Origin of the sequence: Acidaminobacter hydrogenoformans DSM 2784 (assembly GCF_900103005.1) — a bacterium.
Taxonomy (GTDB): domain Bacteria; phylum Bacillota; class Clostridia; order Peptostreptococcales; family Acidaminobacteraceae; genus Acidaminobacter; species Acidaminobacter hydrogenoformans.
Genome location: NZ_FMWL01000002.1, coordinates 15503 through 34208, shown reverse-complemented (window position 1 = coordinate 34208; position 18706 = coordinate 15503). Strand labels below are relative to the sequence as shown.

Annotated in this window: 16 protein-coding genes; 1 reads left to right on the top strand and 15 read right to left on the bottom strand. The window is 52.3% G+C overall.

All coding sequences use genetic code 11. The features are described 5' to 3' along the window. Positions 1–264 precede the first annotated feature (264 nt). From BLP63_RS02035 to miaB, 6 genes are all read right to left on the bottom strand, one after another. Complete coding sequence (locus tag BLP63_RS02035) at positions 265–1572, bottom strand: methionine gamma-lyase family protein (protein WP_092589226.1); 1308 nt, start codon at positions 1570–1572, stop codon at positions 265–267. Positions 1573–1821: 249 nt separating this feature from the next. Next, positions 1822–2073 (bottom strand): RNA chaperone Hfq, encoded by a 252-nt coding sequence (gene hfq / locus BLP63_RS02030; RefSeq protein WP_092589225.1) that lies wholly within the window; start codon positions 2071–2073, stop codon positions 1822–1824. A gap of 4 nt (positions 2074–2077) precedes the next feature. After that, complete coding sequence (gene miaA / locus BLP63_RS02025; protein ID WP_242870756.1) at positions 2078–3097, bottom strand: tRNA (adenosine(37)-N6)-dimethylallyltransferase MiaA; 1020 nt, start codon at positions 3095–3097, stop codon at positions 2078–2080. Positions 3098–3157: 60 nt separating this feature from the next. Continuing rightward, entirely contained in the window at positions 3158–5260 is a 2103-nt protein-coding gene (gene mutL / locus BLP63_RS02020; RefSeq protein ID WP_170829234.1) for a DNA mismatch repair endonuclease MutL, read from the bottom strand. A 2-nt stretch (positions 5261–5262) separates the two neighbouring features. Then, entirely contained in the window at positions 5263–7923 is a 2661-nt protein-coding gene (gene mutS, locus BLP63_RS02015; RefSeq protein WP_242870755.1) for a DNA mismatch repair protein MutS, read from the bottom strand. After that, positions 7923–9392, bottom strand: coding sequence for a tRNA (N6-isopentenyl adenosine(37)-C2)-methylthiotransferase MiaB (miaB, locus tag BLP63_RS02010; RefSeq protein WP_242870754.1), 1470 nt, complete (start codon positions 9390–9392; stop codon positions 7923–7925). The genes mutS and miaB overlap by 1 nt, the downstream gene beginning before the upstream one ends. A gap of 270 nt (positions 9393–9662) precedes the next feature. Between miaB and BLP63_RS02005 the strand changes: the two genes are divergently transcribed. After that, positions 9663–11096 (top strand): MFS transporter, encoded by a 1434-nt coding sequence (locus BLP63_RS02005; RefSeq protein WP_170829233.1) that lies wholly within the window; start codon positions 9663–9665, stop codon positions 11094–11096. Positions 11097–11215: 119 nt separating this feature from the next. Here the strand turns inward: BLP63_RS02005 and rpsA are convergent, their stop codons facing one another. From rpsA to BLP63_RS01960, 9 genes are all read right to left on the bottom strand, one after another. Further along, positions 11216–12460 (bottom strand): 30S ribosomal protein S1, encoded by a 1245-nt coding sequence (gene rpsA, locus BLP63_RS02000; protein ID WP_092589221.1) that lies wholly within the window; start codon positions 12458–12460, stop codon positions 11216–11218. A gap of 16 nt (positions 12461–12476) precedes the next feature. After that, entirely contained in the window at positions 12477–13343 is an 867-nt protein-coding gene (ispH, locus tag BLP63_RS01995) for a 4-hydroxy-3-methylbut-2-enyl diphosphate reductase (RefSeq protein ID WP_242870772.1), read from the bottom strand. A gap of 9 nt (positions 13344–13352) precedes the next feature. Further along, a complete protein-coding gene (locus BLP63_RS01990) occupies positions 13353–13943 on the bottom strand; it encodes a lysophospholipid acyltransferase family protein (protein ID WP_092589219.1) in 591 nt (196 codons plus the stop codon). Further along, positions 13937–14713, bottom strand: a complete 777-nt coding sequence (gene cmk, locus BLP63_RS01985) for a (d)CMP kinase (protein WP_092589218.1) — start codon at positions 14711–14713, stop codon at positions 13937–13939. Before cmk ends, BLP63_RS01990 begins: the two co-directional genes overlap by 7 nt. 229 nt (positions 14714–14942) lie before the next feature. Next, positions 14943–15803 (bottom strand): MurR/RpiR family transcriptional regulator, encoded by an 861-nt coding sequence (locus BLP63_RS01980; protein WP_092589217.1) that lies wholly within the window; start codon positions 15801–15803, stop codon positions 14943–14945. A 23-nt stretch (positions 15804–15826) separates the two neighbouring features. Next, positions 15827–16366 (bottom strand): 2-oxoacid:acceptor oxidoreductase family protein, encoded by a 540-nt coding sequence (locus BLP63_RS01975; protein ID WP_092589216.1) that lies wholly within the window; start codon positions 16364–16366, stop codon positions 15827–15829. Between the two features lie 5 nt (positions 16367–16371). After that, the gene (locus BLP63_RS01970; protein ID WP_330387055.1) at positions 16372–17196 is read right to left on the bottom strand and encodes a thiamine pyrophosphate-dependent enzyme; all 825 of its coding nucleotides are present in this window, start codon (positions 17194–17196) and stop codon (positions 16372–16374) included. Continuing rightward, on the bottom strand, positions 17197–18333 hold the full coding sequence (locus BLP63_RS01965) for a 2-oxoacid:acceptor oxidoreductase subunit alpha (RefSeq protein ID WP_092589215.1): 1137 nt from the start codon (positions 18331–18333) through the stop codon (positions 17197–17199). It abuts the gene before it with no gap. After that, positions 18326–18541, bottom strand: a complete 216-nt coding sequence (locus BLP63_RS01960; RefSeq protein WP_207646396.1) for a 4Fe-4S dicluster domain-containing protein — start codon at positions 18539–18541, stop codon at positions 18326–18328. Before BLP63_RS01960 ends, BLP63_RS01965 begins: the two co-directional genes overlap by 8 nt. Positions 18542–18706 lie beyond the last annotated feature (165 nt).

Here is an 18706-nt window from a genome sequence, read left to right as displayed (position 1 = left end):
GACATGGATTTATGAGTGCATTTTAAATAAAAAGAGTCAGCACGAATGCACACGCATTCATACTGACCCTGTAAAGCCTTAATCTTTGCTGGGTTACAGCGAATTCAAATTAAATTTTACACGACAGAGACCGCATCAATCGTTCCCTGCTATGGGGACAGTATAACACAGTCGAAAAAAGGTTACAAGAATATTTCACAGAAAAATGTGTTAAATTCATCAAACTTAAATTCGTGAAGACATCAAACCTGGCCGGAGTCAAAATTACAAAACCTTGTCTTCCCTCATGGCGAGGAGACTCCTGACCGCGCCATACTGGGAATGGGCAAAAGTCAGACCGCCCTGGAAAAAGACGTCGAAAGGCTCGCGGATGGGCGCGTCTGCGCTGAGCTCAATGGAGGAGCCTTGGACAAAGGCGCCGGCAGCCATGATGACATCGCTGGTGTATCCGGGCATGGCCCAAGGCATTGGGACGACGTGGGCGTCCACAGGGGCAGCGCTCTGGATGCCGCGGCAGAAGCTGATGACCCGGTCTGCGGTGCCCAGCCGGACGGCCTGGATGATGTCACTGCGGCCCTGATCCCATTTGGGGTTGACCTCGAAGCCCAGCCGTTCGTAGAGACGTGCGCAGAAGACGGCGCCTTTGAGGGCGGAAGCAACGACCATCGGCGCCATAAAGAGGCCTTGGAGAATGGTGCGGTTCTGTCCGAAGGTCAGGCCGCATTCGCCGCCTATGCCCGGGGTGGTCATGCGGTAGGAGACCAGTTCCACCAAGTCCCTGCGGCCCACGACATAGCCGCCGCTGAGGGCCAGGCCGCCGCCGGGGTTCTTGATGAGGGAGCCAGCCATGAGGTCGGCGCCAACGCTGGTAGGCTCCTGAGTGTCAATGAATTCGCCGTAGCAGTTGTCCACCATGACCACGACCTGCGGGTCAATGGCCTTGATGGCGCGGATCATGTCCGCGATTTCCGGCACAGTCAGTGCACGGCGCCAGCTGTAGCCGCTGGAGCGCTGGAGGTAGATCATGCGGGGCTTTTCTGAGCTGACGCAGGTGGCAATGCGCTCGAGATCGAGTCTGCCGTCCTCCAGGAGGTCGATTTGGGCGTAGAGGATGCCGTATTCGGCCAAGGTGCCCTGCCCTCTTGACGCTGCGGGCGGGTGACCATTGGCAGTCGCAGGTGTAATGCCAATCACCTGATCCAGGGTGTCATAGGGCTTGCCCGTGACGCTGATCATGAGGTCGCCCGGACGCAGGACGCCCTGCAGGCACAGGGAAAGCGCGTGGGTACCGTTGACGATCAGCGGGCGCACCAGTGCGGCTTCTGCGTCAAAGACGCTGGCGTAAATCTTTTCGACGGTCTCGCGGCCGGGATCGTCATAACCATACCCGGTGTTCCAGGCGAAGTGCATGTCGCTCAGCCGGTGGGCCTGCATGCTCTTGAGAATTTTAATCTGGTTATAGGACGCCTTGGCGTCAATGTCAGCATTCAGCGCGCAGGTGTCCTGCTCCACGTCCTGGACGAGGGCGAGGACATCTGACGGGATGCCGAGAAGCTCGAGATAGTGTGGCAAGGGTGTGAACCTCCTTGTGGTGGTTGGGGACTGGGCCGGCCTGAATTTTTGGTTGGGGACAGGGACTGAATAAATTGCAGCTTGAAACAAAATTTCGAAGAAAAATACCCTCCTTATTATTTACTTTTTTGAAGTGCCCGTCAAGTGTGCTGCTGCACTAGAACCTAATCCAAAAAAATAAAAAAGGGTACCCCGCAACTGGAGTACCCTTTATAGCGTCGCGCCACAAGAGTTTAGAATGAAGTGAAGTTAGTCGACGACAGGCGGCTCATCTGGCCTGCCGGTATTGAAATTCACCGCACGGCTAGGGATAATGGTTGAAATGGCGTGCTTGTAGATCATCTGCTGCTTGCCTTCGCTGTCAAGGACAATGGTGTAGCTGTCAAAGCCCTTCACCTGGCCCTTGATTTGGTACCCGCTGATCAGAAAGACGGTGATTTGGGTTTTATCCTTTCTCACCTGGTTGAGAAAAATATCCTGCAGATTCAATGCGACTTTCATACGATTAACCCTCCCGTGACATTTTTTGACGTATGGCTCTCTCTATCTGGTCGATCACCGAATCTGGATCCGTCAAGCCGTCTACCTCAAACCACTCGAGGGTTGGATACCGCTTGAACCAAGTGAGCTGCCGCTTGGCATACCGCCGGGAGCTCTGCTTGATCAAAGCTATGGTCTCCTCTAAAGTTGCCAGCCCGTCCAGATATCGGAATACTTCCTTGTAACCTATACCCTGCATGGACTGGAATTTATCACTTAAGCCCAAGTTTTTCAAAATAATTATTTCATCCACGAGCCCCGCCTCGAACATGGCGTCCACTCTTTGGTCAATCCGCTCATAAAGTGCCTGCCGATGGTCGGTGAGCCCCAAAAGTATAAAATTATAGCGTGGATTTGGCTCAGGCGCCTGATCAAAGGCTGGCGTCGCCGAACCCGTGGTCTCAATCAGCTCCAGCGCCCTGACCACTCTGCGGACATTGTTGGGATGGATGCGGGCCGCAGCCTCTGCATCCTTTTCTTTTAGCATGTCATGCAGCGCCTCATTGCCCTGTGCCCTGGCAATGGCTTCGAAGGCTTCCCGCAAAACCCCGTCTCCGGCCGAGCCTGAAAAGTCCCGGTCGTACAGCAGTGCGTCAAAGTAGAGGCCAGTCCCGCCCACCATGATGGGCAGCTTGCCTCTTGACAGGATCTCCTCAAGACACGCCTCAGCAGCCGCTTTGTAATCTGCGGCCGAAAAAGCCTCAGCAGGATCCACCACATCCATCATGTGGTGGGGGATCCCCGCCTGTTCTGCCTCTGTGGGCTTAGCGCTGCCAATGTTCATATATTTGTAGATCTGCATGGAATCCGCAGAAAGGATTTCGCCATCCAGCCGCCGGCAGAGCTCAATGGAAATCTTCGTCTTGCCAACCGCTGTTGGGCCGGCAATCATGACGACATCCCTCCCTGAGGCTTTAGCAACTGGTGGTGCAGTACCCACCGAGGTTGTAGCTGCTGCAACTGGTGGTGTTGTTGCTACGGTCAAAGGATCACCTTCTTCTTGCGTTCTTCAAGTCGCTCTGATGACGTTATGCTGACGAACGGATTACGTTCTCAGGAATTTCTTCTCCAGCTCATGCCGCTCCATACGCACGACCAGAGGCCGTCCATGTGGGCAAGTGTAGGGAGAATCGAGGGTCCTCAGTTCTTTGATCAGCTGGGCGGCTTCAAAAGGCGTCAGGGCGTCGTTAGCCTTGACCGCCGCTTTGCAGGCCATGCTCATCAGACGGTCCTCAATAGGCTTTTGCGCGGCCGTTTGCAGTTCGTGGACGCTTTCCTTATCCTTCAGCTGATCAAAGAAGCGCTTGGTCCCTGGTACGTCGAACAGCATGGGCACTTCTCTGAGAATGAAATCCGTCTCGCCAAAGGGCTCAAGGGAAAAGCCAATCTGTTCCAGCGTCTCGCTGCGATCACTCAGCAGCAGTGCTGTCGCTTTGTCGCACTCAATCAAAATGGGCTCCACCAAAAGCTGCCTGACAATCTCCCGGCGCTCATGGTCGCGTTTCATTCTGGCATAAAGAATTTTTTCGTGGGCAGCGTGCTGATCAATCAACAGCAAATGATTTTCTTTTTCATACATTAAAAAGGATTTAAAGATCTGGCCAACATACCGAGCCCCATCATAAAGGGTTTCTGTGGGCGCAGTTTGTGAAGGTCTGGCGACTTCTTCGAGGCCTGCGAATCTCGTCTCTGGGATCACCAGATTTTCGAGAAGTGTGGTGTCAAAATTCATGGGTGCTTTTGAAGGTGCCTTTGCGGGTCCTTTATAAGGTGAGGCTATTGTCGGTTTTGTTGGTGGTTCGGTAGATGGCTTCATTGTCTCTGTGGATTCAACGCTTCCGCTCTCTTCAACTGAGCTTCTCGTCGTATGATCTGAATAAGCCGGGGCGGTTTCCCTGCTGTGGATTGCTGGATGCGTTTCGGTTTGGTTGGGGGCTGTTTGGCTCGGCCCAGTCCCCACCTGTTTTTGATCAACTTCCCCTATGTTTATGCCTTTATATGGCATTTCTATAGGGCTTTTTGGTCTTTCTTCAAGCTCTGCAGCTATTTCTGGGGCCTGTGGCTTCGATTCCCAAACCGGTTTCGTCGTGAAGCTGCGCACCGGAACCTGCTGCATTCTCTCCAGGGCGCGCTTCAACTCGACGGAAATAAAATTACGGATGGCGTCTTCCCTTTCAAATTTGATCTCTGTCTTTTGGGGATGAATATTGACATCGCACCCATCCGGCTGAATTTTCAGATAAAGCAGCACCGCTGGAAATCGCCCGCCCGGCAGAAGCCCCTGATAGGCATACTGAATCGCATCCAGGGTCATTCTGCTCTTCACATAGCGCCCGTTCACAAAGGTCATCTGATAATTGCGGTTGCCCCGGGTATAATCAATCTTCGAAGCCCAGCCGCTTACCCGAACCAGCTCATTTTCAAAGCTGAATTCAAAGAGGGACCGGCTCAGGGCCCGCTCAAGAGTCGCATAGGCCGCAGAGAACACCTTGTCATCCCCCGGCGTCTTAAAAACCAGCCGTTTATCCAGCACAAACTGGATGGAGAGCTCTGGATGGGACAGGGCCAGTTTTGTCATCAGATCAGTGATATAAGCCGCTTCAGCCGCTGCGGACTTCATAAACTTCAGTCGCGCTGGTGTATTGAAGAAGAGGTCCTTGACGACCACCGTGGTGCCATGGGCGGCTGAAGTCGCTCTCCGGTCCGTCTCCCGCCCACCGGCCAAGGTAATGTGAAGCCCTTCTTCATCCTTTTGCCGTCTTGTGGTCATTTCAAGATAAGAGACTGCCGCTATACTCGAGAGGGCCTCGCCTCTGAAGCCCAGTGTCCGCAGGGAAACCAAATCCTCTATGGAGGCGACTTTACTGGTGGCATGGCGCTCAAAGGCCAAGGCTACATCTTCCGGATTCATGCCGCTTCCGTTGTCTGTCACGCGGATATATTTCTTTCCGCCCTGCTCAACTTCAACGACAATTTTGCTGGCCCCAGCGTCTATGGCGTTTTCAACCAGCTCCTTGAGCACTGCTGCCGGGCGCTCGACCACCTCGCCCGCCGCGATTTTATCCGACACCTGAGGAGAGAGCCTTTGGATCCGCCTTGGCTCCAGCAGAGCTTCTTCAGATTGTTGTGCCGTTTCGAGTTCGCTCATGCTCATCTCCCCTTCCCTGGACTAATCCTTCGGGCTTCTTCAATCAGTCGGTCCAGCGCGCCCATAGCTTCAAGGGGCGTCATTTTGAGGACGTCCAGAGCGGCGATTTCGGAAATGAGACCATCGGCTTGTCCCGCGGTTAAAAAGCTCAGCTGCTGTACGGCAGGGCTTGGCGCCACCGCGAGATCCTTATCAAGGTCATTCAGCTGCTGAATGTTGTTGTTGATGTCATTTTCCTCAAGCTTCCTGAGAATCTGCCGGGCACGGGTGACCACGGTTTCCGGCAGGCCTGCCAGCCGCGCAACCTGGATGCCAAAGCTCTGGTTGGCGCCGCCCCTGACAATCTTGCGCAGGAACACAATGTCGTCGCCCTGTTCACGAACGGCAATGCAGAAATTCTTCACGCCATTGAACTTGCCTTCAAGCTCCGTCAGCTCATGATAGTGGGTGGCGAACATGGTCTTGGCCCTGATCCCGCTGCGTCGTGACAAGTGCTCCACCACTGCCCAGGCTATGCTGAGGCCGTCGTAGGTGCTGGTGCCACGGCCTATTTCATCCAGCAAAATGAGGGACTGTGGTGTCGCGTGCCGCAGGATGTGGGACAGCTCAATCATCTCCACCATAAAGGTGGACTGGCCCTGGGAGAGGTCATCTGAGGCCCCTACACGGGTAAATATACGGTCAACCGGGGACAGGGACGCCCTGTGCGCCGGCACAAAAGAGCCTATTTGATACAGCAGCGCAATCAAAGCTACCTGACGCAAGTAAGTGGACTTACCCGCCATATTGGGTCCCGTGATGATATGAAACTGCTGCTCATCCTGATCCAGTGCAGCGTCGTTTGGAATGAACGGCACTTTTGGAAACATCTTTTCTATGACGGGATGCCGTCCGCCCTCAATGGTCAGCGTACCGGGCTCACCTGTGGTTGGCCGGCAATAATTCTGGACATAAGCCAGCTCCGCAAGGCCCACCAGCACATCAATGGCAGCCACTGCATCCGCTGTCCGCTTCAGCCTTGAGACTTCAGCCAGCACCGCCGTTCTGATCTCGGTAAACAGCTCATATTCAAGGCCTGTAATGCGTTCTTCAGCCCCAAGGACTTTCTCCTCAAGAGCCTTCAGCTCCGGTGTAAAATAGCGCTCTGAATTCGCCAGTGTCTGCTTACGCTGATAATCCTCAGGCACCAGGTGGCTGTTGGCGCGTGTAATATCCAGAAAATAGCCAAAAACTTTGTTGAAGCCCACTTTGAGCGTCTTAATGCCCGTGCGTTGTCTTTCCCTGGCTTCGAGGTCCAGAATCCACTGTTTTCCGTTTTGGACTATGTCCCGCAGCTCCGCCAGGTCCGCATTGTACTCAGAGCGAAGGAGCCCGCCCTCCTTCACGGAGAGGGGTGGGTCGTCCGTGATCGCTTCCTCAATCAGACCATAGACATCCTGCAAAGGATCAATCTCTCCTCTGAGCTGATTGAGCAGCGCAGCGTCGCCGTCAGTAAGAATGGCCTTAAGGTCCGGCAGTATTGCGAGGGAAGCCTTAAGTGCCAGAAGATCCCTGGCATTGATGGTCCCAAAGACAAGCTTTGAGGACAAACGCTCCAGGTCGTACACCGACTTCAGCAGATCCCGGACTTCGCTTCTCAGGATCAGGTCGTTGACGAAGAGGTCAACGGTTTCCAGACGCTGCTCAATAGCCGCTGTATCTAATAGCGGACGCTCCAGCCACTGTCTGAGCCGCCTGCCGCCCATGCTGGTGGCTGTCTGGTCCAGGACCCACAGAAGAGAGCCCCGCTTACGCTTATCCCGCAGGGTTTCCACGATTTCTAAATTTCGCCACGCGAATTTATCCAGCATCATGAACTGTCCCGTCTGATAGACCTGAATATGTTCAAAATGTCTGAGATCTACCTTTTGCGTCTCTTCAATATAAGCTAAAAGCCCGCCAACGGCGCTGAGCTGAGCACTGTCCGGCGCGAGTCCCAGACCTTCAAGGGAAAGCACCCCATATACCCTCCGGATCAACGGCGTGGCTTGATTGGGATCGAAATAGGCGTCCGGTACGGTGGTCATGGTGTAACCTTCGGTGCTTAAGGTTGACATAATATCATTATGTAAACCACCGAAGGCTTTACTAACAATAATCTCCCTGGGTTTAACCTTGAGAATTTCTTCCAGTACCCGGTCCGTACCCTTTTCTGGGTCAAAAAGAGTCGTTTTCAGCTCCCCGGTCGTGATATCCGCGTAAGCCACCGACCAGGCGCTCTTCTCCGAAAGAGCCAGGACATAGTTGTTCTCACGCTCATCCAAAAAAGCCGGATCAATGACCGTCCCCGGCGTCAAAATGCGCACCACTTCCCGTTTGACGAGCCCCTTGGCCGTGGCCGGATCCTCCACCTGCTCACAGATGGCCACTTTGTAGCCCTTCTCCACCAGCCTGGACAGATACACGTCCGCCGCGTGATAAGGGACGCCGCATAGCGGCGCCCGCTCCTCAAGACCGCAGTTTCGCCCTGTCAGCGTCAGCTCCAGCTCCCGTGACGCTGTAACGGCGTCGTCAAAAAACATCTCGTAAAAATCCCCGAGCCTGTAAAACAGGATATAGTCCGGATAGTTGTTCTTGATCTCAAAGTACTGCCGCATCATGGGCGTCAGCTTGTCGTAATCCATTATAAAACCTCCACGACTTCTCCTACCAGGGAAAAGTTTTTGGCACGCGTGATCTTCACCAAAGCAAAAGACCCGGTCCATGCCGATGGTCCCTCAAACGCCACCAGATGATTATGCCGCGTCCGACCAATCAGCGTGCCTTCCCCTTCCTTGCCCTCATTCTCAATCATGACTTCATAAGTCTTACCAACGTGAGCCTTGTTTTTTTCTATCACGATCTCGTTCATCCGCTTCAGCATCCGGTCGAACCGCGCGTGTTTCACGTCCTCGGGCACCTGGTCCTCCCGCTCCGCAGCCGGCGTTCCCGTCCGTATGGAATACATAAAAGTAAAAGCAGAATCATACTGAGCCTTTTCGATCAGATCCATGGTCTCCTCATGGTCTTCCTCAGTCTCCCCGGGAAAACCAACGATGATGTCCGTCGTCACCGAAAGCCCTGGAATGCGTCTGCGCGCCAGCTCAAGAAGGTCCAGGTACTGCCCTTTGGTGTAGTGGCGGTTCATGGCCTTCAGCACCCGGTCACTCCCGGACTGGACCGGCAGGTGCAGTGACTCGCAGACGTTCTCACACCGCGCCATGACCTCAATCAGTGCCTCAGAGATATCCTTGGGGTGACTCGTCATGAACCGGATCCGCTTAAGTCCTTCAATCTGGCTGACCCGCTCCAGCAGCGCGGGGAAATTCAGGACCTGCTCAAAGCCAGCCCCAGTACTTTCTGCCAGCGGCTTCAGTCCCTTCCCATAAGAATTGACATTTTGCCCGAGCAGCGTCACCTCTTTAGCGCCATCCCGAACCAATCCCTCGATTTCCCTCACAATAGATTCCGGTGTCCTGCTCCGCTCCCTGCCCCGTGTATAGGGCACAATGCAGTACGTGCAGAAGTTATTGCAGCCATACGTGATATTGACGAAAGCCTTGATCCCTACTTTTCTGGCAACCGGCAAGCCCTCAATCACCTCACCCTCTGAATCCCAAACATCTACCAGAAGGTGGGATGAGGTATAGGACTGTGAAAGGAGATGCGGAAACTGATGAAGGTTATGGGTCCCAAACACCAGAGAGACGTGTGAATATTTTTGTTTGATTTCCTCAACCACGTGAGGCTGCTGCATCATACACCCACATACGACAATCCGCAGGTCAGGATTTTTCTTTTTCAGAGGCTTCAGCGCGCCCAGGTTGCCGTAGACTCTCAGCTCAGCGTTTTCCCGGACGCAGCAGGTGTTGAAGATGATCAGGTCCGCATCTTCTTTAGTCAGCGCCTCCTCATAGCCCATTTCGCCCAGCATGCCCATGAGTTTTTCAGAGTCGTGCTCATTCATTTGACAGCCATAGGTCATGATCATGAACCGCCGTTTCCGGTCGTGGTCGACCTCAAACTGCGCGTTTAAATTGCGTTGGATCTGAATATAATAGGACTGGTCCGCATAGGCAGACGCAGAAAGTGGTGGTCGTTCGCTGCGTTTCAAGTTGGGTCCTCCTCGCAAATAATTAAGGTTTAAATCGTAATATGCGAAAACTGTTAATAAAATTTCGTACCCTTTATTATATCAGAAATTTTAAGCCTCACCAACCTGAAGCCCTTTTCGGAAACAGAATTCGTGACAAGCCCTATCTTGCCGCGCGCTTTCAATGTATAATAAAAAGGACAAGTTTGGTGCGGCCCAGTCCCCCGTGGTGTGTCCCTGTCCCCAACCAACCATTTTCCCTAAAAATACATGGCAAGGGAGCCTATCATTATGCAGTCGACTTTGAAACGAACTACTTTGTGGGGCTATGGTGCCGGTAATTTTGGTTACGGCGTAATTTCCCAAGCCGTCTCCACTTTTTTAATGTTTTACGCCACGGCTGTGCTTGGCATGAACGGCGCCTGGGTCGGCATGCTGGTGAGTATTGGCGTCATTTGGGACGCGGTTTCTGATCCCATCATGGGCTATCTTTCAGACCAGACCCGTTCAAAACGGTTTGGCCGCCGTCATATTTACCTCTGGATTGGCGGGATTGGCATTGCCCTCAGCAACGTGCTGCTCTGGTATATTCAGCCAGAAATGAGCCTCAACATGAAACTGTTTTCAATGGCGACCTGGATCCTCGTGCTGAAAACATTTTTGACGATTTATATCACGCCATACACAGCTCTTTCAGCAGAGCTCACAGAAGGTTATGAAGAGCGCACAAAAATTCAGGCAGTCAAAACGGCATTCTTTTTACTTGGCATTTTCTTTACCGCTGCGCTCGGTCTGATTTTGTTTTTCAAGCCTACAGAGGCCTATCCAATAGGTCAGCTGAATCCGGCAGGGTATCAGTCCATGGGGATGGCAACCTCAATCCTCATGCTACTGTCCATGTTTGTGGTGATCTTCGCGACAAGACCTATGATCCCTCATCTGAACAGCCGCATCCTATCAGAGGGTCATGTTGGTATGGGACACTTTTTGACCTCTGTCAAGCACGCCTTTTCAAACAAAGATTATGCCTCTGTTGTCATTGGCTATCTGTTCACCAACCTTTCCAGCGCTTTAATCAATACCATAGGTCTTCATGTTTTTACGTATACCTTTGCGCTCAACAGTACGGGGATTGCTGTTATTATAGGCACTCAAATCATAGTCAGTATTCTTAGTCAGCCTGTCTGGGCCGCCCTCTCAGTCAAAATGGAAAAACACGAGCTCATTAAGCTGGGGATTCAAATCTCCATTGTAGGGTGTCTCTACTTCATGCTCATGGTTATTTTCCGAGACTATTTCCAATTTGAATTCTATCATCTCATCCCCTTCAGTTTGCTTGCCGGTTTTGGCACAGGCGGACTCTACACCCTGCCTCAATCCATGGTGGCGGATACTGTGGATGTGAATGCCCTTGAAGTTGGCATGCGGCAGGAAGGCGTCTTTTTTGGCTGCATGACGTTGTCCTATAAGCTGTCTCAGTCCATTGCCATTTTTCTTCTGGGCTTTGTCCTCGAATTATCAGGCTTTAGCGCTGAGATTGGCGTTCAGTCGTCAGATACCGGGCTGATTTTAGGCTTGGTGCTGGCCTTAGGCGGGATTTTGTTCTTCGTATTCTCCTATGTGGCGTACAGGCCATATAGCCTGACTCGAGAACGCGTGGATGCGGTCCACAGAGCGCTTAAATTACGAATCGAAGAAGGCGGCCTTAACACTTCCAAAGACTAACAAGAGAGAAGAAGCCGCAGAGAACGCCGCGCGGAGCGCCGGCTTTCTTCGCGGCTTCTTTACATTAAAAAGCCACTCGACCCCAAGAGGGTCAAGTGGCTTTTGTCATGCCATCATTTTTATTTCTCTTCTTCAGCCTCAGCTTCTTCAGTCTCAGCTTCTTCGACAGCTTCTTCAGACGCGACCTCTACAGCCTCGACCACTTCAGCTTCTTCGACAACCTCAGCAGCTTCTGCCACTTCAGTCTCAACGACTTCTGCCTCAACTTCAACCTCAGCTGCAGCTTCCTCCGCTTCCTCATCCTCAACCTCTTTCATGGAGAGCTTGATTCTGCGGTTTTCGAGGTCTACATCAAGGAGCTTGACGAAGTGCTTCTCGCCGACTTTGAGCTCGTCAGACGGCTTCTCAACGCGTCTGCGCGCGATTTGAGACACGTGGACGAGACCCTCAACACCTGGCTCCAGCTCGACGAACGCGCCAAAGTCAGTGAGGTTGACAACTTTTGATTCGTAGACGCCGCCAATAGCGTAGTGATCCATGAACGTCGTCCAAGGATCTTCCTTCAGCTGCTTGATGCTGAGGGAAATTTTCTCTGTGGACTTATCAATGCCAATGACCTTGACTTCAACAACATCCCCAATTTTTACAACTTCCTGAGGCTTATTGATACGGCCCCAAGTCAGCTCGGAAATGTGCGCCATACCGTCAATGCCGCCCAGGTCGATAAATACGCCAAAGCTCGTGATACGCTTGACTTCGCCTTTAACCACAGCACCTTCGAATACCTTTTCCCAAACGGCTTCCTTCTTCACTGCATTCTCTTTCTGGAGAACGACTTTGCGTGAGAAGACCGCACGGCGTTTTTCGCGGTTGAATTCAATGATTTTTACGAGCATAGTCTTACCAACGTACTCTTTGAGGTCGTTGACATAACGGGTAGAGATTTGGGAAGCCGGAATAAAGCCACGGGCTTCCTGGTAGTAAGCGACGACGCCGCCTTTGACAGTTTCTGTAACTTTGACTTCGATCTCCTCTTCAGCCGCGTAAGCTTCCTCGAGAAGGCCCCAATCCGCGTACATGCTGACGCGCTTGAGGGACAGAAGGACGTTGCCGTCACCGTTGTCGTTTTTGATGACATAAACTTCGATTTCCTGGTTTTCTTCGAACTCGCTAAGATCAGCAGGTGTAGCAGCGCTTGAGATCTCTTCGAGAGGAATGACGCCATCCGCTTTATATCCAATGTTGACAATAATTTCGTCACTCTTGACCTGGACAACTTTGCCTTTTACGATCGATCCGCTGCGCGGCGCGCGTAAAGACTCGTCAATCTGATCCATGAATTGTTCCATTGAGTTGTTTTCCATGTAGGTTACCTCGCCTTCAACTATTTGAAATTTTTTTTAACTGATTCAAGATGTCATCAATCACCCAATCCGGGGTTGATGCTCCAGCCGTTATTCCTATATTATCACAGTTCAACAAATTTATCATCTGTAAATCTGCTGCAGATTCAATAAAATAGGTTTTTTCACAATTTTTTTTACAAATTTCGTAGAGTTTTTTGGTGTTGGAGGAATGTGGCCCTCCTACGACCAACATGCAGTCTACTTCGGCGGACAAAGTTTCAGCACTGGTCTGACGTTCGGAAGTTGCTTTGCAGATGGTATTGTGGGCGACCAGGTGTGCTGTGTGCTCTGAGAGACGTTTGTAGATTGAGGTCCAAAGAGCCAGGCGGATGGTGGTTTGTGCGACTAATATGAGGGGTTGGTTAAAATGACCATCGGCAGAAAGATGCTGCGTTTCCCAGGCTTCAAGGGTCTCAAGGGAATCCACCACATACACGGGACCATGGCACCAGCCGGCAATGCCAATGACCTCAGGGTGTGTCGCAGTGCCCACAATCATGACGGGCGAGCCATCCCTGCTGAAGCCATCCACCAGCCTGTGAATCTTTTTCACAAACGGGCAAGTCCCATCCACGGTCTTGATCCCAAGGGCCTCAGCTTCGTCGTGAAACGACTTTGGGACGCCATGGGAACGGATGACCACCGTCTTGCCGGCCCCGTCCTTCAGTGAGTCAATAACGCTGACGCCCTCTGACTCCAGTTTTCGCACCACATCCCGGTTGTGGATCAGCTCACCATAAGTGACTGCGCCGCCCGGAGCGTTTTTTGCCTCCAGCGTGAGATCCAGGGCCCGCTTGACGCCAAAGCAGAATCCGGAGGCGGAGGCAATTCTGATGTTCATAGCCACAGCCTACACCCTCCCCTTATAAAGTTCAATGTGGGCATAGATCTCGTTCAGGATCCCGAGTACTGCATTTTCATAATCCGCGACCGAAGGCTTGCCCTCGTACTTAAGGGTCACCAGTGGATGGATCGTAATGCGGACCTTCGAAAACAGCTTGTAGGTGGAGTCAATAGTCACTGGCTGGATAGGGACTCCGGCCTTGTGCGCGATCATGCCAACGCCGGCTTTTGGTGGAAGCGGGGTCAGACCAGGGTTGCGGGTTCCCTCGGCGAAGATCAGGACAGATTCGCCATCTTTTAGAAAGCGCAGGGCTGTTTTGATGGCGCCTATGTCGTTGCTGGTCCGGTCCACGGGAAAGCCGCCGCAGCCCCTGAAAAACCAGTCGAAGAGGCGATTGCTGAACAGCTCCTTTTTGGCCATGAAGCGGATATAGTCAGGAATGAAGGAACCAAATACCAGGGGATCCTTATAATCGATGTGATTCGGGCATACAATTTTAGGCTGTGACGGGTCCCAGTGCTCGAGTCCAACAAGTTCCACCCGATAGATGATCCGGTAAAGCAAATTGAAAATGAACTTGATCAGTACCTTCAGCACCCAGGCTTCCCCCCTTCCTCAGCGGCATCTGTTGACTTATCAACGCTGTCCGTTTTGACTGCGCTCATTTTCAGCGCTTCCACGGCCTCGCAGATCGCGGTGACGACCTGGTCAATGGTCTTGCCAGTGGTGTCGATACGGACCGCGTCCGCCGCCATAACCAGTGGCGAATCTTCGCGGCTGCTGTCCACCTTGTCCCGGTGCTCAATGTCTTTCAAAATGGTCTCGAAGTCTGCCTCAAAGCCTTTGGCCTCAAACTCAAGAAAACGCCGCCGCGCGCGTTCTTCCAGGGAAGCGGTCAGAAAAAACTTGTAAGGCGTTTCAGGAAGGACAACTGTGCCAATATCCCGGCCGTCCATGACGACGCTGCGGCCCTGAGCCTGTCCGCGCTGCATCTTGACCAGGTGCCGGCGTACGGGTGACATGGCCGCTACCTGGGAGACCCGCCGGGTCACTTCCTGGGTGCGGATGGCCTCAGAAACGTCGCGACCGTCCAGGATGACCTTTTCCGTGAACAGCTCCAGCTGCGAGGTATCCAGGAGGTGGTCAATTTCAGCTTCGAGGGCAGGCGTCAAACTACTGGCAGCAGCGTCCAGCTTCTGGAAGAGCCCGGTTTCTATGAATTTGAGGGCAATAGCCCGGTACATGGCGCCTGTGTCGATATAATCACAGCCCAGCGCCTTGGCCACCCGGCGCGCAACGGTGCTCTTACCCGAGCCTGCAGGGCCGTCCAGCGCGATCTGGATCCTGCGCTTCGATTCTGCTTCCATTTGGCAAAACTCCTTCGGTTTCAGTGAAAATCCTTATCATCTCATTATAATACAGATTGAAAAAGCCCGCAAGGCTGAGGGGACTAAGGCTTTAGGGCCTTGCTGATGGTAGGAATCACTGGGAACCGTCCCCTTCGTGTCAACGCAAAAAAGAGGCCGCGCCACCGGCGACCTCCCCTTTGACCTATTGAATTCTGAAAGCAGCTGCGAAGCGCAGCCAACCCCAGCACTACTTCGGATTATAGATCTTGTACTCGTTCCAGATGTTCTCGAGCTTTTCGAAGTTCTCTTCCACCCGGTCCATCTCCTTGATCGAAACGGACTGGATCAGCGCATTGATCAGGCTCATAGGCGCTACCAGGGAGTCGATAAAGGTATTCATGTTATAGCGTGCGAAGAGCACGTGCTTGACCATTGACACCAGCGGTGCCATAGGACTGTCCGTGATCCCCACAATAGTTGCCCCTTGGGCGTTCGCGAAATCAACGATCTCAAAAGTCCGCTTCGCGTACCGCGGGAAGGAAATCGTGATCAAGAGATCATCCTTGGTAATGTTGATCAGGTGGTCAAAGACGTCCAGGGCGCCTGCGTTTACCACAACCACATCCTTGAGGATAAAGTTCAGGTAGAAACCCAGGTAATTCGCCAGGACCGAGGAGCTCCGCATGCCCAGGATGTAAACCCGGCGGGCGTTGTGGATGTCCTCGACAATCTGCTCCATGACCCCTTCGTCAATGCCGTCGAGAGTCCGGCGGATGTTGTCCATATCCGCGTTCATGACCTTCTTGGTGTAGCTCGACTCTTTTTCCAGCTCTTTTGAGAGTTCAAAACGCTGCACTGTGGTCAGCTTTGTCTTGATGGATTCCTGAAGCCCCTTCTGGAGCTTGGGATATCCGTCGTAGCCCAGGGCATTGGCAAAACGCACAACCGTGGACTCGCTGACGCCTGTGGAATCCCCCAAAGTCGACGCCGTCATAAACGCCACCTTGTCGTAATTCTGCAGGATAAAATCCGCAATGCGCTTTTGCCCTTTGCTGAGCTTCATGTAATTTTTCTCAATTCTATTGAGCAAATCATTATGATCGGCCATGGCCAAGACCGCCTTTTCTAAGATTATTGATTACTTGCAAGCGCATAGCCTTCAATCAGTGCGGAACGGTTAAGGTCTATGGTGCCCTTTGGAACGCGGGCGAGCACGGCAGCTTCAACTTGCTCTCTGCTGAGTACATCAATCAATTCAGTGAGGACACCGAGGGCAACAATATTCGCAACAATGCCCTTGCCAAGTTTTTCGCTGGCTGTGCTGAGGATTGGAAGGCTATAGATCTTTCCTGCCTTGACATCAGCCGGAACAGTAATAGATTCGTCTACGACGACAATACCATTAGGGTTGATGCCTTTGATGTATTTATCGCAGGCGTCCTGGGTCAGCGCCAGGAAGAGGTTGAGATCCTGGACCTTAGGAAAGTCGATTTCAGCGTCGCTGATGATGACTTCTGCCTTTGAAGCGCCGCCACGTGCTTCAGGACCGTAGCTTTGTGTCTGAATGGCGTTGAGGCCGGAGTTGATAGCCGCTTCCGCCAGAATAATTCCTGCAAGGATCAGGCCTTGTCCGCCGGATCCGGAGAGTCTGAGCTCAAATTGTTTTCCCATGACAATTACTCCTTCCTCAAGCGGTCTACGATTTTTTGGTATTCAGTCGAATATTCAGGCAGGTCAATCTTGTGCTTGAATTCACCCATCAGGAATTTGCCCTGAAGCTGTTCAGGCGTCATGCGATCCGCTGCTTTAACGTCTACGAAAGCCTCTTTGAGAAAGTTCATCATAGCTGGAGCTGAACCTTTCTTGTTCTTGCGGCCGTAATAGGTAGGGCAAACAGAAATCGCTTCGACGAGGGAGAACCCATCATGCGCAATTGCCTTTTGTATGTAGTTCGTCATTTGAGTCGCGTGGAACGCCGTGGTTCTTGCTGCGTAAGTTGCGCCAGCAGCCGCTGCCAGGTTGGCAATGTCAAACGGACGGTCAATGTTGCCGTAAGGCGCTGTTGTACCAAAATCACCATGCGGCGTCGTTGGCGAGTACTGGCCGCCCGTCATGCCGTAGATGTTGTTGTTGAAGACAATTGTAGTAATGCCAATGTTTCTTCTCGCGGCGTGGATCAAGTGGTTGCCGCCAATAGCTGAAGCGTCGCCGTCACCGGAGATGACAATGACTTTAAGGTGCGGCTTCGCGAGCTTGATGCCGGTCGCGAAAGCGAGGGCACGGCCATGGGTTGTATGAAGGGTGTTGAAATCCATATAACCCGGTGCTCGTGAGGAGCAGCCAATACCGGAAACGATAACGACTTCATCCTTGTTTAGGCCAAGGTTGTCAATGGCGCGAATGATCGCATGCATGATGACGCCGTGGCCGCAGCCCGGGCACCAGATGTGAGGCAGTTTCGCTTCGCGCATATATTTGCTGACAAGTTCACTGTTCTTCACTTATAAAACCTCCTTGACTTTTTTCACGACATCCGCAGGGACGAAGACGTCGCCGTCCGCACGTCCAAGGAAGTGAAGCTCAGCTTCTGACTTGATGACGCGCTCAATTTCAAGAACGAGCTGGCCAAGGTTGTGCTCGACCACGAGAACTTTTTTGACTTGCTTGGCGCGCTCGAGGGTCTTTTCGACCGGGTAAGGCCATATAGTGATTGGACGGAGCATGCCGACCTTGACGCCTTCAGCGCGAAGCTTGTTGATAGCGTTCTTGGCGGTTCTCGCCGTGGAACCATAAGCCACGATCATAATCTCAGCGTCGTCCATGAGGTACTCGTCATAGGAAACAATGTCTTCGAGGTTGTCCGTGATCTTTGCCATGAGGCGGTTGATCTTGATGCCCGCTTTGACAGTGCTGTTTGTAGGGAAGCCCATGTCGTCGTGGAAGAGGCCTGTGATGTGGTAACGGTGGCCTTCGCCGAAGCCAGCCATACGCGGCACCAAATCGCCTTCGCGGACGCCATAAGGGATGTATTTTTCATCTTCAACCGGTCTTAAGCGGTCAAAGATCTCAAGTTCGTCCGCATTAGGGATTTCAATGCGCTCACGCATATGACCCACGACTTCGTCCGGCATGAGGATGACAGGTGTTCTATATTTTTCAGCTAAATTGAAAGCGCGTATTGTTTCATAGTACATTTCTGTAACGGACTGCGGAGAAATAGCGATCACCGGATGGTCACCGTGCGTGCCCCACATAGCCTGCATAACGTCGCCCTGAGCAGGTGAAGTAGGAAGACCTGTAGATGGACCGCCACGCATGACGTTGACAATGACAAGTGGAATTTCAGCCAGCGCAGCGTAACCAATGTTTTCCTGCTTCAGGGAGAAGCCAGGGCCGCTGGTCGCTGTCATGGACTTGAAACCGGCAATGCTGCCGCCAATTGCAGCCGCGATCCCCGCGATTTCATCTTCCATCTGGATAAACTTTCCGCCTACTGCAGGCAGCTTTTCAGCAGAGCCTTCTGCGATTTCTGTGGACGGCGTAATAGGGTAGCCGGCAAAAAACTTCATGCCAGCCGCGAGTGCGCCTTCGACGCAAGCTTCGTTGCCCTGCATGAGTTTGACGATGCGTTTACTCATTCTCTATACCTCCCAAAAAAATGGCGAAATCCGGGCAGCGCAGCTCGCACTGACCACACTTGATGCAGTTCTCTCGATCATTCATGTTAACCTTGCCATTATCGTCGAATCCGAGGACTTTTTTAGGGCAGAACGCGATGCAGATCCCGCAACCTTTACACCAACTCTTGTTGATCTTGATTTCCAGTTGCTCTTTACTCTTGCTCAAGTCAACGACCTCCTTAAGAATAACTACAGTTTAATGATAACACATAGTCACAATTTTGCAAGTTAGATTTCATCTTTTTGAAGAATCTTTCACAAATTCGCAAGTTGACGTGCATAAAGTATTATTGTGGATACGTATTATTGTATACAAAGCAGTGCTGTTGCC

Bases quoted from the DNA above. Each gene is read 5' to 3' on its own strand.
- BLP63_RS02005 (WP_170829233.1), top strand. From the start codon at position 9,663: ATGCAGTCGACTTTGAAACGAACTACTTTGTGGGGCTATGGTGCCGGT.
- ispH (WP_242870772.1), bottom strand. From the start codon at position 13,343: ATGAACATCAGAATTGCCTCCGCCTCCGGATTCTGCTTTGGCGTCAAG.
- mutL (WP_170829234.1), bottom strand. From the start codon at position 5,260: ATGAGCGAACTCGAAACGGCACAACAATCTGAAGAAGCTCTGCTGGAG.
- hfq (WP_092589225.1), bottom strand. From the start codon at position 2,073: ATGAAAGTCGCATTGAATCTGCAGGATATTTTTCTCAACCAGGTGAGA.
- cmk (WP_092589218.1), bottom strand. From the start codon at position 14,713: ATGGAAGCAGAATCGAAGCGCAGGATCCAGATCGCGCTGGACGGCCCT.
- mutS (WP_242870755.1), bottom strand. From the start codon at position 7,923: ATGGATTACGACAAGCTGACGCCCATGATGCGGCAGTACTTTGAGATC.
- BLP63_RS01965 (WP_092589215.1), bottom strand. From the start codon at position 18,333: ATGAGTAAACGCATCGTCAAACTCATGCAGGGCAACGAAGCTTGCGTC.
- BLP63_RS01975 (WP_092589216.1), bottom strand. From the start codon at position 16,366: ATGGGAAAACAATTTGAGCTCAGACTCTCCGGATCCGGCGGACAAGGC.
- rpsA (WP_092589221.1), bottom strand. From the start codon at position 12,460: ATGGAAAACAACTCAATGGAACAATTCATGGATCAGATTGACGAGTCT.
- BLP63_RS01980 (WP_092589217.1), bottom strand. From the start codon at position 15,803: ATGGCCGATCATAATGATTTGCTCAATAGAATTGAGAAAAATTACATG.